The organism is Kribbella sp. NPDC054772 (assembly GCF_053611945.1).
Genome location: NZ_JBSHBJ010000031.1, coordinates 87,006 through 101,066 on the forward strand (window position 1 = coordinate 87,006; position 14,061 = coordinate 101,066).

Below are 14,061 nucleotides of genomic sequence, written 5' to 3' on the forward strand. Positions count from 1 at the left end.
ATCCTCACTTTTACTCGACCTGAGGAGGGACCGTGCCCCGCCCCGCACTCCGAACCCGCCTTCGTGCCGTCGCCGCCGCGGCTGCCGTCGTCGCCGTCCTCGCGGCCCTGCCCGCCCCGACCCAGGCCGCACCGCGAGCGGTTGCCGCGAGCCCGGATGATTATTGCCTTGAGCAATGTCGTGACATCCTGCCGCCCGGGCAGAACGGGAACGCGACCTTCACGGATCTCCTTGCTTTCAAGGCGTTGGGCGTCCGGCCCGCGCATTTCAGCGACACGGTGCAGCCGTACCAGGACCTGGTCTGGAACTCCCAGGGCATCACCGACGCCGGCCTCGCTCCGTACTACGACGACTCCTCGTTCGGCGTGAAACCGGACGACGTCGCGAGCACGATCCAGCCGCGGAGCGATGTCACGATCGTCCGGGACAAGTCGCGCGGCATCCCGCACATCACCGGCACCACGCGGCTCGGCACGATGTTCGGGGCCGGGTACGCCGGAGCTCAGGACCGGCTGTTCGTGATGGACGTGTTCCGCCACCTCGGGCGCGGGCAGCTGACGCCGTTCGCGGGCGGCGCGGCGGCGAATCGCGAGTTCGAGCAGGAGTTCTGGCGGACCGCGCCGTACACCGAGGCCGATCTGCAGCGGCAGTTCGACGACGCTGACGAGTTGTACGGCGCCGACGGGGTGAAGATGCAGCAGGACATCCAGGCCTGGGTCGACGGTGTGAACCACTACATCGACACGGTCGGGATCGGGTACCCGGGTGAGTACGTCGCGCTCGGTCTCACCTGGCCGACGCCGCACTGGAAGGTGACCGACGTGGTCGCCACGGCGGCGGTCGTCGCGGGCATCTTCGGTACCGGTGGTGGCGCCGAGGTCACGTCCGCGCTGGCGCTGCTCGAGGCGCAGGCGAAGTACGGCGTTGCCCAGGGCACCAAGGTATGGGAGTCGTTCCGCTCGCAGAACGATCCGGAAGCCAGTACGACGGTGCACGACGGAACGAGTTTTCCGTACGGGACCACCGGGCCGAACCCGGCCGGTCGCGCGCTGCCGGACCGTGGCTCGGTCACCGCGGAACCCGAGGTGATCGATCAGACCGCGAACAAGACCGCCGCCGCGAAACCGGCCCCGAAACCGGTGCCGAAGAACGCGGAAAGTCTGCGCGGAATCTTCGACGGCGGACTCTTTCCGGAAGGTTTCGGAAAGAAGGCGATGTCCAACGCACTGATGGTTTCCGGCGCGCACACCCAGAGCGGCAACCCGATCGCCGTCTACGGCCCACAGACCGGGTACTTCGCGCCGCAGCTCCTGCTCCGCCAGGAACTCCAAGGCCCCGGCGTCAGCTCCCGCGGTATCGCGTTCGCCGGCCTGAACTTCTACACGCTGATCGGCCGCGGCCCCGACTACTCGTGGAGCGCCACGTCCGCGGGGCAGGACATCACCGACACCTTCGCCGTCCCACTCTGCGAGCCGAACGGCGGAACGCCGACGAAAACGTCGCAGTACTACGTTTTCCGCGGCCAGTGCGTGCCGATCGAGCGACTCGAGCGGCACAACGCGTGGTACTCCAGCCTCGGCTCGTCGGAACCGGCCGGCTCGTACACGTTGGTTGCCCTGCGCACCAAGTACGGCATCGTCACGCATCGCGGAACGGTCGGCGGAAAACCGGTGCTGTTCACCAAAGACCGGTCGACGTACGGCAACGAGGCGGGCTCGGCGCTCGGGTTCATGCAGTTCAACGACCCGGACCGGATCCACTCGGCCGCCGACTTCCAGAAGGCCGCCACGAACATCGGGTACACCTTCAACTGGTTCTACACCGACAAGAACTCGATCGCGTACTTCAACTCCGGTGACAACCCGGTCCGCGCCGCCGGCGCCGATCCGAACCTGCCGACCTGGAGCTCGTACGAATGGCAGGGCTGGAACCCGGACACCAACCGCGCGACCTACACCCCGCCCGCCCAGCACCCACAGGTCGTCAACCAGGACTACCTGACCAGCTGGAACAACAAACAGGCACCGGGGTACTCCGCCTCGGACGGCCAGTGGGGTTACAACTCCGTCTACCGCAGTCAGCCGCTCGACGACCGCATCAAGGCAGTCATCAACAGCGGCCAGAAGTTCACGCGCGGCAAGCTGGTCGAGGCGATGGAGGACGCCGCCACCGTCGACCTCCGCGGCGACCAGGTCCTGCCGTACCTGCTCCGCGTCCTGAAGAGCGCGCCGATCACCGACCCGGCGGTCGCGGACGCGGTCACCAAGCTGACCGCGTGGCAGCAAGCCGGCGCCCACCGCAAGACACCGAACGCATCGTCGAAGACGTACGACAACGCGGACGCGATCCGGATCCTCGATGCCTGGTGGCCGCTGCTCGTCCCCGCCGAGTTCGAGGACCTCGGCCCCGATCTGTACGGCGCACTGGTCGCGAACCTGAAGATCGACGAGCGGCCGAGCGCGCAGGGATCCGCGTTCCAGAGCGGCTGGTGGGGCTTCGTCCAGCGCGACCTGCGGAAGGTGCTCGGCGACCCGGTGAAGGCAGCCCAGCCGGTGACGTACTGCGGTGGCGGATCGCTGGCCGCCTGTCGGTCGGTGCTCACCGACTCCTTGCTCGCCGCGACCAAGGTGCCCGCGGCGACGACGTACCCGGCGACCGCGGATTGCGCGGCGGGGGACCAGTTCTGCGCCGACCAGATCGCGCACAACCCGATGGGTGGCATCACCCAGGACCGGATCGCGTGGGTGAATCGGCCGACGTATCAGCAGGTCGTCGAGTTCCCGGCGCGGCGGGGCGACGATGTCACCAACCTCGCGGCCGGGAAGACCGCGACCGGGAGCAGCTACGAGAAGGGCTGGTACAACTCGCCACCGGCGCAGGCGGTCGACGGGAAGCTGGACACCCGGTGGGCCAGCGACTGGTCGGATCCGCAGTGGCTGAAGGTTGACCTCGGCAACGAGCAGACGGTCCGGCGAGTGGTGCTGAAGTGGGAGGCGGCGTACGCGAAGGGGTACCGAGTGGAGGTGTCGCGGGACGGGTCGACCTGGCAGCAGGTGTACGCGACGACGGCCGGTGACGGCGGGGAGGACGTGGTGCGGTTCGGGGCGGTGCCGGCCCGGTACGTCCGAGTGACGGGGACGCAGCGCGCCACGTCGTACGGGTATTCACTCTACGAGCTGCAAGTCTTCAGATGGTGATACCCGTCGGCCTGTCAGGATGAGGGCATGAACCAGAACTTTCCTCCGAACCAGCCGTACCCGCCGCAGCAGGGCTACCAGCAGGGACCGCCTCCGGGCTACCAGGGCCCGCCGCCGCAGCAGCAGGGGTACCAGCAGGGGCCGCCGCCCCAGCAGCAGGGCTACGGGCAGCAGCCCGGGTACGGTCAGGCGCCCGGCAACTACCAGCCGGCCCGGCAGAACGCGCCGCACGTCGCGCCGCAGGGTTCGCCGTACCCGGTGCTGGTGTCGACGATGAACGACCTGCCTGGGTACACCGCGGAGATGGTGTTCGGTGAGGTGTTCGGGCTGACCGTGCGGAGCCGCGACTTCGGGTCGAACTTCACCGCGAGCTTCCGGTCGCTGGGCGGTGGCGAGGTGCCGGAGTACACCCAGATGCTGGCCGAGTCGCGGCATGTCGCGGTGATGCGGATGTGCCAGATGGCGCAGCAGATGGGCGCCAACGCGATCCTCGCGATGCGCTTCGACTGCAACGAGATCGCCAACACGATGAGCGAGGTGGCGGCCTACGGTACGGCGGTCATCGTCCGCAAGGTGGAGCCGCCGCGGGTCCAGGACGCCACCCCGAAACCCGATGAGGATGATGCGAATGACAGCTGAGCTGAACCTGCCGCCCGGATTCAGCTGGGGGGTCTCGACGTCGGCGTACCAGATCGAGGGTGCCGTGGCCGAGGACGGCCGCGGTCCCTCCACCTGGGACACCTTCTGCACCGAGCCGGGCCGGGTGCTCGGCGGCGACACCGGCGCGGTCGCCTGCGATCACTACCACCGGTACGCCGAGGACGTCGCGCTGATGCGGGAACTCGGGGTGGACACCTACCGGTTCTCGTTCTCCTGGCCCCGGATCCAGCCGACCGGCACCGGCCCCGGGAACGCCGTCGGCCTGGACTTCTACGACCGGCTGATCGACACGTTGCTCGGTGCCGGGATCCGGCCGGCGCCGACGCTGTACCACTGGGACACCCCGCAGCCCCTCGAGGACGCCGGCGGCTGGCCGTCCCGCGACATCACCGACCGCTTCGCGGAGTACGCCGCCCTCCTGGGCGCCCGCTTCGCCGACCGGGTGCCGCTGTGGATCACGATCAACGAGCCGGTGGTGCTGACGTTGATGGGCTACTCGCTCGGCGCCCACGCGCCCGGCAAGGAACTGCTCTTCGACGCGCTCCCGGTCGCGCACCACCAGTTGCTCGCGCACGGCCGCGCGGTCCAGGCGTTGCGCGCCGCCGGCGCCCAGCAGATCGGTATCGCGTCGAACCACGCGCCGACCTGGCCGGCCAGCGACAGCGTGCAGGACAAGGAAGCGGCCGCGCTGTACGACAACCTGGTCAACTGGATGTTCGCCGACCCGATCCTGCTCGGCGAGTACCCGAACGGCATCGGGGACGGCATGCCCGGCCCGGTCGCCGACGACCTCGCGATCATCTCGACGCCGCTCGACTTCTTCGGGATCAACCACTATGCGCCGGTGTCCGTCGGCGCCGCGACCGGTCAGGCCGACACCGCTGCGACCGACGGCGTACAGCTCCCGCCGGGCCTGCCGTTCGAGCCGCGCCCGCTGACCGGCTACCCGACCACGGACTTCGGCTGGCCGGTGGTCCCCGACGCGTTCGGCGAGATCCTGCGGATCTTCCGGGACCGGTACGGCGACCGGCTGCCACCGATCTACATCACCGAGAACGGCTGCGCGATCAACGACGGTCCGGTGGACGGCGTGGTCGACGACCAGCGGCGGATCGCCTACCTGGACGGCTATTTGCGCTCGCTCGAGGCCGCGATCGCCGACGGGATCGACGTTCGTGGGTACTTCCAATGGTCGCTGCTCGACAACTTCGAGTGGGCCGCCGGGTACTCGCAACGGTTCGGTCTCGTGCACGTGGACTTCGAGACCCAGGTGCGGACACCGAAGGCGTCGTACCACTGGTTGCGTGATGTGATCGCCCAGAGTCGTCGATGATTCCCGAGCCCGGGGTGGTGCCGTCCGCGCTGGCGGAGCCGACCGAGCGGGTGCGCCCCGGCTGGACGGCGGCCGTCGTGCTCGCGAACATCGGGGTGTTCGCCGCCTGGCTCGGACCGATCCAGGTCCTGCTCGCGCAACAGTCCGAGGCGGTTGCTCCAGGCAACAAGGAGTTCGTGTTCGGGTTGGTGACCGGCGTCGGCGCCGCGGTGTCGGTGGTCGCGAACCCGGCGTTCGGCGCGATCTCCGACCGCACCACGTCCCGCTTCGGCCGCCGCGTCCCGTGGATCGTAGCCGGTGCCCTCGGCGGTGCCGCCGGGTTGCTGATCCTGTCCGGCGCGCGGTTCGTCGGCCTGATGATCCTCGGCTGGTGCCTGGTCCAGCTCTTCGGCAACGCGCTGCTCGCCGCGGCGACCGCGGTCGTCCCCGATCGCGTCCCGGTCGCCCAACGCGGCGTCGTCGGCGGCTGGGTGGCGATCTCGCAGGTCCTCGGCGCACTCGTGGGGACCGCCCTCGCCGCCACCTTCGGCAACTACACCCTCGGGTACGTCGCCTGCGCCGCGTTCCTGCTCCTCTCCGTCGTCCCGTACCTGCTCCGCAGCGGCGACGCTCGGCTGGTGGAGCGTCCGCCGTTCGTCCTGACCGAGTTCGTCAAAGGCTTCTGGATCAGCCCGCGCAGGTACCCCGACTTCGGCTGGGCGTGGCTGACCAGGTTCCTGTTCAACGTCGGCAACGCGCTCGGCACCCTGTACCTCTTCTACTACCTGCAGGACGAGGTCGGTATCGCGGACGCCGACACCGGCGTACTGATCCTGACCGCGATCTACAGCGTCTGCGTCCTGATCACCGCGATCTCGTTCGGCCGGTGGTCCGACAGATCCGCGCGCCGCAAGGTGTTCGTCACCGCGTCCGGGTGGGTGATGGCGGTGGCCGGCGTGATCCTCGCGTTCTGGCCGACCTGGCCGGGCGCGGTCCTCGGCGCGATCGTCCTGGGGTCCGGGTTCGGCGTGTACCTCTCGGTGGACTTCGCGCTGCTCACCGAGGTCCTGCCGAACGCGCGCGACCGGGCGAAGGACCTCGGCGTCATCAACATCGCGAACTCGCTACCGCAGGTCCTGGCGCCGGTCATCGCCGCGCCGATCGTGAAGCACCTGGGCGGATATCCGGTGCTCTACCTCTTGGCGTCCGTAGTCACGGTCCTGGCCGGCGTACTCGTGACGCGGATCCGATCGGTCAGCTGAGCGGCGAGCGGGCCGTCGGCGGGGACCGCGATGTGGTCGAGGTTCAGCCAGTCGGCCATCAGATGCAGCTCGGCGGCCAGCGGTTCGACGAAGTCCGGCGTACCGGGCTCGGCGGTGAGCGTGGGGACGACGAGGGTCGAGGTCTGGCGGTCGGCCTTGAGGTCGACGCGGGCCACGAGGTCGTCGCCGAGGAGGAACGGCAGCACGTAGTACCCGTGGACGCGTTGGGGCGCGGGCGTGTAGATGCTGATCCGGTAGAAGAAGTCGAACAGGTGATGGGTGCGGTCGCGGTTCCAGATGAGGGGATCGAAGGGCGAGAGCAGGGCCTGCGCGTCGACCGAGCCGTCCTTGGCCTCGTGCCAGCGGTAGGCCTGCTGCTTCACGCCTTCGACGCGGACCGGGATCAGCTCGCCCGCCTCGGCCAGTTCGGCGATCACCTCGCGACCAGTTGCTGCGGGCAACGGAAAGTGCGCCTGCCCGCTGCCACCGCAGAGTTCTCTGAGTGTCGCGACGCCCAGACCGCGGGCGGCGATTCGGACCAGTTCGCGCCGGGCCTCGTCGGCGCTCGGCTCCGGAGCATTCAGTATGTCGGCCGGTAGCACCCGCTCGGTCAGGTCGTAGACCCGCTCGAAATGCCGGCGGCCCGCGATCATCACCCGGCCCGAGCAGAACAGGTACTCGATCGCGATCTTCGCGTCCTGCCAGTTCCACATCTTGCCGGTGGTCGGATCCGGATCGGGATCGGTGCGTTTGCGCCGTACGCCGTCCGGACTCGCCTCGCCCGCCGTCAACGGGCCCTTCTCGGTGATCAGTGCGAGCACTTGGTCGACGTACCCCGGTCGCTCGGCGGTGAGCCGCCGCATGCCCGCGACGACCGACCACGGAGCGGTCACTTCCGGGCTCAGTTCCTCGTCCCACACCTGCCGCTCGGCCGCCCGCATCCGCCAGCGCATCAGCGGATAGACGGTCAACGGGAGCAAGGCCGCCTTGTGGCCCCAGAAGTACTCGAACAGTTCGCGGTCGGGACCCCAGGCGAGCTTGTCGAGCGTCGGCCGCGGATAGTTGCCCACCCGCGCGAACAGCGGCAGGTAGTGCGATCGACAGAGCACGTTCACCGAATCGAGTTGCAGCACGCCCGCCTGGCGGATCGCCTTCCGCATTCGTCGCAGGTCAGCACTCCCGCGCGACTCGCCGAACCCTTGCGCGTTGAGGGCTATCCGCCGCGCGCTCGTCACCGAGATGTCGTCCCCAACGGCCGCCATGGACCGAACCTACAGCGCGACCCGGGTCGCCGCCCGCAACCTCTCGAAGTCGGCAACGGTGAGGGGGACCAGACCGCGCCGGAGTTGGTAACCCCAGTTCGGCTGCTGGGTCAGCTCGAGATCGAGATCGCCGATGGGCATCCGCCGAACCGGAAAGAACTCGATCCGTCGCCGCCACGGTTGGACCAAGCCGTGGCTGCCCATGTCCATCGCCTCGGCCTGGTACGGCGCCTCGTCCGCGACGATCCCGAGCGCGGTGAAGGCGCGGAGCGGGCGCTTCTCGCGGTACCGCTCGGTCGGCGAGTAGATCGCGAAACCGTCGCCTCTGCGCAGCCGCGCGACGCCGTACCGCTTGCCGTGGTTGAGCTGGATGAAACCGCCGTCGACGGCCCGCTGGGCGTGGTCCGCGGAGACCACACCCAGCCAAGCCCTGTTCAGATCGTTCATGCACCTAGTCTCAGGCGGAAACTGCGACATCCTTTGTCATAATTTTCCGGCGCAGTTTCGCGACCAGGGGCCAGCCGATCATCAGCAGGATGACCGCGTAGATCAGGTACGCCACCGGGCCGCCGACCAGGCCGGAGACGTCGCCGTTGGACAGTTGCAGCGCCATCCGGGCCTGCCGTTCGGCGATCGGGCCGAGGATCACGCCGATGATCAGCGGCAGTACCGGCAGGCCGAACCGCCGCATCCCGAACCCGAGCAGACCGAGCAGCAACAGCAGCAGCAGGTCGAGCGGCTGCGCGTTCACGGCGTACGCGCCCATCGAGGCGAAGAAGATGATCCCGGCGTACAGGTACGGGCGGGGGATCTGCAGGAGCTTCGCCCAGGCGGGAGCCAGCGGCAGGTTGAGCAGCAGCAGGAACAGGTTGCCGATGAACAGGCTCGCGATCAGCGCCCACACCAGCTTCGGCTCGCGCTGGAACAGCAACGGTCCGGGCTGGATTCCGTACGACGTGAACGCGGCCAGCATCACCGCAGCGGTCGCGTTGGTCGGCAGACCGAGCGCGAGCATCGGCACCAGCGTCCCGGCGGCCGACGCGTTGTTCGCGGCCTCCGGTCCGGCGACGCCCTCGATCGCGCCGTGCCCGAACTCCTCCGGGTGCTTGGAGAGCTTCTTCTCCGTCGCGTACGAGAGGAACGTCGGGATCTCCGCGCCACCGGCGGGCAGCGCACCGATCGGGAAGCCGTACGCCGTACCGCGCAGCCACGGCTTCCACGAGCGCCGCCAGTCCGACTTGCCCATCCACGGGCGGCCGACCGGGATGACGGTGCCCGGGTTCCGGCGCAGGTGGGCCGCGACCCAGAGCGCCTCGCCGACCGCGAAGATGCCGACGGCAACCACCACGACGTCGATCCCGTCCGCGAGCTGCGGAATGCCGAGCGTCAGCCTTTGCTGACCGGTCACCTTGTCGATCCCGACCAGGCCGATCACCAGACCGAGCAGCAACGCCGCGAAGCCACGGATCCGGGACGATCCGAGCACCGAGGTCGCGCCGGCGAACGCCAGCAGCATGATCGCCAGGTAGTCCGGCGCGCCCAGGCTGATCGCGAACTTCACGACCTGCGGAGCCACCAGCACCAGCAGGACGGTCCCGATCGTTCCGGCGATGAACGAACCGATCGCGGCCGTCGCCAACGCCTGCGCGGCCCGTCCGGCCCGCGCCATCTTGTTGCCCTCGATCGCCGTCACCACCGATGACGACTCACCGGGGGTGTTCAACAGGATCGACGTCGTCGAGCCGCCGTACATGCCGCCGTAGAAGATGCCGGCGAACATGATGAACGCCTGCACCGGCTCCAGCCCGTAGGTGATCGGGAGCAGCAGCGCGACGGTCATCGCCGGGCCGATCCCGGGCAGCACGCCGACCGCCGTACCGACCGTCACGCCGAGCAGGGCGAGCAGCAGGTTGATCGGCGTCAGTACGTCACCGAACCCGTTCATCAGGTTCATCAGGTTGTCCATCAGAGAATCCCTTGCAGTACGCCGGCGGGCAGGCCGACCCCGAGTCCGATCGCGAACCCGTAGAACGTGATCAGCGCCAGCGCGACCGCGATGACCAGGTTGCGGATGTGGTTCCGGCTACCGAGGGCGAACGCCGAACCCCAGAACAGCACGGTCCCGCTGATCACCCAGCCGAGCGGCTCGATCAGCACCAGGTTCACCACGAACGCGGCGATCAGCAGCAGCACGGTGCGCCAGTCGACGGCCGACGTCACATCGACGTCCTCGCCTTCCTCGGCCGCACCGGTGCCGCCGCGCGCGACGTCGACGGCGTACAGCACGGCGACCACCAGGAGCAGTACGCCGAGCACGATCGGGACCGGCTTCGGGCCGATCGGATCGTTGCTGTTGGCAATGTGCTGGAGCCGGGCGGCGTCGACGATCACCAGGACGCCGACCACCGCCAGGAACCCACACACTCCGTACTGCGCCTTGTCCCGCCGAGCCTCGGTCTGAGCCTCGGCGGTGCTCACGCCGCGAGCCCCAACTTGGTCAGAATGTCCGCAACGGCCTTGTCCTGGTCGGTGAGGAACTTGCCGAACTCGTCACCGGTGACGAACGCGTCGGTCCAGCCGTGCTTCTGCATCTCGGCCTTCCACTCCGCCGAGTCGTGCATCTTGGTCAGCGCGTCGATCCAGACCTTCTTGTCCGCGTCGCTGATCCCCGGCGGCGCGACGATCCCGCGCCAGTTGGTGAACACCAGGTCGATCCCGGAGTCCTTCAGCGTCGGTACGTCCTTCAGTGCGTCGATCGGCTTCTCGCTGCTCACCGCGAGGACCCGGACCTGCCCGCTCTCCACCTGGTCAAGGAACTCACCGAACCCGCTGGTACCGAACGCGATCTTGCTGCCCAGCAGCGCGGGGAGCAGTTCGCCGCCGCCGTCGTACGAGACGAAGTTGACGTCCTTCGGGTCGATGCCGACCGCCTGCGCGAGCTGCATCGGCAGCAGGTGGTCCGGTCCGCCCGGCGACGAGCCGCCGCCGACGGCCATCCCCTTCGGGTTCGCCTTCCAGGCGGTGACCAGGTCCTGGATCGTCTTGTACGGCGAGTTCTTCGGGACGACGATCGCCCCGGCCTCCTCGATCAGCTTCGCCAGCGGGGTGGTCTGGGTGAGCGTCGCCTTCGACTTCGAGGTGTACGTCGCGCCGACCACGCCGAGGCCCATCTGCATGGCGAGCTTGCCGTTGCCCTTCTCGTTCACCGTCCGCTGCAGGCCGACCGTGCCGCCGGCGCCGGGCAGGTTGAACACCTGGATGCCGGTGGCGATCTTGGCGTCCTCCATCACCTTCGCGGCGGTCCGGGCGGTGGTGTCGTAGCCGCCACCCGCGGTGTTCGGCACCATCAGCCGCAGCCCGGTGGCCGGCTGCCCGTCGGCGCCGTCGGAGGCGTCCTTCTTGTCCGCGGTCGCACCACAAGCGGTGACGCTGAACACGGCGAGCAGCGCCGTGGCTGCCATCAGCACTGGCCTGGACCTCATTGGCGGAGTCCTTTTCTCGAGGGGATCAGGTGGCGACGATCGTGGACCTCCAGCGGTACGGGCGTCTGCGTTGTGGCCGCAGCGGTGGTTGAGTTCATTGTGGTCACGGGCCGAACCTGGGTGAAGTGTGGCACTCGGGCGCTCGAACGGTGATCATGCGGCAGGACCTGCGACGAGACGGGAGGTGACCATGGCGATGCGACTGGACCGGCAGCTGAGCAGACAACTGAGCAGCCGGCTGGGCAGGAGGCCGACGCTGGCCGGGCAGCTGCTCGTGCTGCAGTTGGCGATCGTCGTGGTCGTGCTCGTCGCTGTTGCCGCGGTCTCGCTGGCGCAGTCCGCGGCCACGTTCAACCGGGTGGAAGGCCGCCGGGTGACGTTGCTGGCCGAGCAGTTGTCGTCCAGCCCGGCGCTCCGGTTCGGGATCCGGAACCCGGCGCCCGCCGAGATGCTGGCGCCTGCGTTGCAGACGAGTCTCGCCCAGTCGGGAGTCACTTCCATCACGGTCGCCAACGCCGAAGGAAAGGTGATCGCGGCAACGAATCCGACGCTGATCGGCACCAAGCTCACACTGGGTGTTCCCGAGGTCGCGGACGGTCGTGGCTGGTCCGGTGAGCTGCAGGGCGGCGACGGGAAAGAACTCGTCGCCCAGGTGCCGGTGCTGAGCGAGGGCCGCGACGGGAGTGGCATTTCGGACGGGACGCTCGGCGACCACATCGGGACCGTGATGGTGGGTGAGCACGCACCGACGGCGATGCAGCGGCTACGCGGCGCATCGTCGTACCTGGCGATCTATCTCGGGATCGCGTGTGTGCTCGGGCTGCTCGGGTCGTGGTTGCTGGCGCGGCGGATCAAGCGGCAGACGCTCGGTCTCGAGCCGCGCGAGATCGCCGGACTGGCCGAGCACCGCGAAGCCATGCTGTACGGGCTCGCCGAGGGCGTCGTCGCCTTGGACCCGCAGCTGCGGGTGACGCTGGTGAACGATGTCGGGCGCCGGCTGCTCGACCTTCCCGAGAACGCGGTCGGCAAGAGCCTGCGGGAGCTGGGCATCGAGGGCCGGCTGCGCGACGTGTTGGCCGGCGAGGACGAGGCGCGCGACGCAGTCGTCGTACGGCGGGGGCGCGTGCTCGTCATGAACCGGATGAGTGTGACCAAGGACGGACGGTCGCTCGGTTCCGTCACCACGCTGCGCGACCGGACCGAGCTCGCGCAACTGGAACGGGAGCTGGGCTCGTTCCGGTCGTCGGCCGAGCTGCTGCGCGCGCAGACCCACGAGTTCGCGAACCAGCTGCACACGATCTCCGGACTGATCCAGATCGGGGAGTACGACGAGGTCGTCACGTACGTCGGCGCGCTGAACCGCTATCGTGAGTCGCTCGACCTGACCGTGACCCGGCGGGTCCACGACACGACGGTCGCCGCCCTGTTGATGGCGAAGTCCTCGCTCGCGGCCGAACGCCGCGTCGAGCTCCGGGTGTCCGAGCGGACCACGCTGCTGCGCCTCGAGCCGGAGCTGTCCGCCGATATCGCGACGGTGCTCGGCAACCTGGTGGACAACGCGATCGACGCCGCGGCCCAGTCCGGTACGCCGCTGTCGCCCGCGTGGGTCGAGGTCGAGCTGCGGCAGGACGCGACGAGTGTCGAGATCGTGGTCCGCGACTCCGGACCGGGAGTGGCGCCGGAGCTGGCCCAGGAGGTGTTCGCGCACGGGTTCACCACCAAGGCCGCGGCCGAGGGCGAGCGCGGGATCGGGCTCGCGATGACACGGCTGATCTGCCGGCGCCGCGGCGGCGAGGTCGCGGTCACCAACTTGACCGACGGTGGCGCCGCGTTCATCGCCCGGATGTCCGTCCAACCCACTCCCGAAGGAGCCCGATGATCACGGTGCTGGTCGTCGACGACGACTTCATGGTGGCCCGCATCCACCGCGGTTTCGTCGACCGCGTGGACGGCTTCGAGGTCGTCGGTACGGCGAACTCCGGCGACCAGGCGGTGGCGGCGCTGACCGAACTCCGGCCCGATCTGGTGCTGCTCGATCTCTACCTTCCGGACGTGTTCGGCCTCGACCTGATCGCGCGCCTGCGGGCCGCGCGGCCGGACGTCGACATCCTGGTGATCACGGCCGCGCGGGAGGCGGACGCCGTACGGGGTGCTGTGCGGCAGGGGGTCGTGAACTATCTGCTGAAGCCATTCGGGTTCGACGATCTGCGGACGCGTCTGCAGGAGTACGCCCGCCGGCGGGCCAGCGTCCCCGACCAGGTCACGTCCCAGGCCGACGTCGACCGCGTGCTGGCGCCGGCGCGGGCGCTCGCCAACCGCCTCCCCAAGGGCCTCAGCCAGGAGACCGCCGACCTGGTCACCGCGGCCCTACGCAACGCCCCCGAGAACCTGTCCGCCGCCGAATGCGCGGAAGTCGTCGGCATCTCCCGCGTCAGCGCCCGCCGCTACCTCGAGTTCCTCGCCACCCGCGGCCAGGCCGAAGTAACCCTCCGCTACGGCACCACCGGCCGCCCCGAACGCCGCTACAACTGGCGGATCTGAGCACGCCTCATCGGCAGCTCGACAGGAGGTATCGGTCGGTTCCACCGATCGCCACGCTCAGCCCGCCGACGCGGCCCCCCGATATCGCCGACACCTCCTGTCGAGCTGCCGATCGCCCAGCCCCTCCTCGGCCACAACCGCCCTGCCCCTCAACCACCGCTTGAGCCCAAACCGTTTGAGGGGCCGGCCCCTGAGAGTGTGGGGTGCGCACCCGAAATGCCAGGGGTCCACCCACCGTTTGAGGGGCCGGCCCCGCAAACGGGGTAGGCCGCCGTGCCTAGTCCGCCACAAGATAAAAGGTTGCGGCGTGGCGGTAGGCAAGGGGCTGGTTGAACTTTGTATTAT

At 69.0% G+C, this 14,061-nt stretch carries 11 protein-coding genes; 6 read left to right on the forward strand and 5 right to left on the reverse strand.

The features are described from left to right. Positions 1-32: 32 nt before the first annotated feature. Genes ACWGID_RS33380 through ACWGID_RS33395 form a run of 4 tightly spaced genes read left to right on the forward strand, consistent with a single transcriptional unit; the run spans position 33 to position 6,431 of the window. Positions 33-3,197, forward strand: a complete 3,165-nt coding sequence (locus ACWGID_RS33380; RefSeq protein ID WP_452203313.1) for a penicillin acylase family protein — start codon at positions 33-35, stop codon at positions 3,195-3,197. Positions 3,198-3,224: 27 nt separating this feature from the next. After that, positions 3,225-3,836 (forward strand): YbjQ family protein, encoded by a 612-nt coding sequence (locus ACWGID_RS33385; protein ID WP_452203314.1) that lies wholly within the window; start codon positions 3,225-3,227, stop codon positions 3,834-3,836. Further along, positions 3,826-5,190, forward strand: a complete 1,365-nt coding sequence (locus ACWGID_RS33390; RefSeq protein WP_452203315.1) for a GH1 family beta-glucosidase — start codon at positions 3,826-3,828, stop codon at positions 5,188-5,190. The genes ACWGID_RS33385 and ACWGID_RS33390 overlap by 11 nt, the downstream gene beginning before the upstream one ends. Beyond that, entirely contained in the window at positions 5,187-6,431 is a 1,245-nt protein-coding gene (locus tag ACWGID_RS33395) for an MFS transporter (RefSeq protein WP_452203316.1), read from the forward strand. Before ACWGID_RS33390 ends, ACWGID_RS33395 begins: the two co-directional genes overlap by 4 nt. Here ACWGID_RS33395 and ACWGID_RS33400 read toward each other — a convergent pair. From ACWGID_RS33400 to ACWGID_RS33420, 5 genes are read right to left on the reverse strand one after another with little or no spacing between them, the layout of a single operon-like run. Beyond that, the gene (locus ACWGID_RS33400; protein ID WP_452203317.1) at positions 6,362-7,693 is read right to left on the reverse strand and encodes a winged helix-turn-helix domain-containing protein; all 1,332 of its coding nucleotides are present in this window, start codon (positions 7,691-7,693) and stop codon (positions 6,362-6,364) included. The genes ACWGID_RS33395 and ACWGID_RS33400 overlap by 70 nt on opposite strands. Positions 7,694-7,702: 9 nt before the next feature. Then, entirely contained in the window at positions 7,703-8,140 is a 438-nt protein-coding gene (locus tag ACWGID_RS33405) for an EVE domain-containing protein (RefSeq protein WP_452203318.1), read from the reverse strand. A gap of 10 nt (positions 8,141-8,150) precedes the next feature. Beyond that, positions 8,151-9,659, reverse strand: coding sequence for a tripartite tricarboxylate transporter permease (locus tag ACWGID_RS33410; RefSeq protein WP_452203319.1), 1,509 nt, complete (start codon positions 9,657-9,659; stop codon positions 8,151-8,153). After that, positions 9,659-10,171: a tripartite tricarboxylate transporter TctB family protein gene (locus ACWGID_RS33415; RefSeq protein WP_452203320.1), complete on the reverse strand. Its 513-nt coding sequence runs from the start codon at positions 10,169-10,171 to the stop codon at positions 9,659-9,661. The genes ACWGID_RS33410 and ACWGID_RS33415 overlap by 1 nt, the downstream gene beginning before the upstream one ends. Further along, positions 10,168-11,175, reverse strand: coding sequence for a Bug family tripartite tricarboxylate transporter substrate binding protein (locus tag ACWGID_RS33420; protein ID WP_452203321.1), 1,008 nt, complete (start codon positions 11,173-11,175; stop codon positions 10,168-10,170). The genes ACWGID_RS33415 and ACWGID_RS33420 overlap by 4 nt, the downstream gene beginning before the upstream one ends. A gap of 190 nt (positions 11,176-11,365) precedes the next feature. Between ACWGID_RS33420 and ACWGID_RS33425 the strand changes: the two genes are divergently transcribed. Both ACWGID_RS33425 and ACWGID_RS33430 read left to right on the forward strand, forming a co-directional pair. Then, a complete protein-coding gene (locus ACWGID_RS33425; RefSeq protein ID WP_452203322.1) occupies positions 11,366-13,054 on the forward strand; it encodes an ATP-binding protein in 1,689 nt (562 codons plus the stop codon). Next, positions 13,051-13,716, forward strand: a complete 666-nt coding sequence (locus ACWGID_RS33430) for a response regulator (RefSeq protein WP_452203323.1) — start codon at positions 13,051-13,053, stop codon at positions 13,714-13,716. The genes ACWGID_RS33425 and ACWGID_RS33430 overlap by 4 nt, the downstream gene beginning before the upstream one ends. Positions 13,717-14,061 lie beyond the last annotated feature (345 nt).

What these genes read in the sequence shown, in the direction of transcription:
- ACWGID_RS33405 (WP_452203318.1), bottom strand. Translation starts at nt 8,140, where the DNA reads ATGAACGATCTGAACAGGGCTTGGCTGGGTGTGGTCTCCGCGGACCAC.
- ACWGID_RS33430 (WP_452203323.1), top strand. Translation starts at nt 13,051, where the DNA reads ATGATCACGGTGCTGGTCGTCGACGACGACTTCATGGTGGCCCGCATC.
- ACWGID_RS33390 (WP_452203315.1), top strand. Translation starts at nt 3,826, where the DNA reads ATGACAGCTGAGCTGAACCTGCCGCCCGGATTCAGCTGGGGGGTCTCG.
- ACWGID_RS33385 (WP_452203314.1), top strand. Translation starts at nt 3,225, where the DNA reads ATGAACCAGAACTTTCCTCCGAACCAGCCGTACCCGCCGCAGCAGGGC.
- ACWGID_RS33395 (WP_452203316.1), top strand. Translation starts at nt 5,187, where the DNA reads ATGATTCCCGAGCCCGGGGTGGTGCCGTCCGCGCTGGCGGAGCCGACC.
- ACWGID_RS33410 (WP_452203319.1), bottom strand. Translation starts at nt 9,659, where the DNA reads ATGGACAACCTGATGAACCTGATGAACGGGTTCGGTGACGTACTGACG.
- ACWGID_RS33400 (WP_452203317.1), bottom strand. Translation starts at nt 7,693, where the DNA reads ATGGCGGCCGTTGGGGACGACATCTCGGTGACGAGCGCGCGGCGGATA.
- ACWGID_RS33425 (WP_452203322.1), top strand. Translation starts at nt 11,366, where the DNA reads ATGGCGATGCGACTGGACCGGCAGCTGAGCAGACAACTGAGCAGCCGG.
- ACWGID_RS33420 (WP_452203321.1), bottom strand. Translation starts at nt 11,175, where the DNA reads ATGAGGTCCAGGCCAGTGCTGATGGCAGCCACGGCGCTGCTCGCCGTG.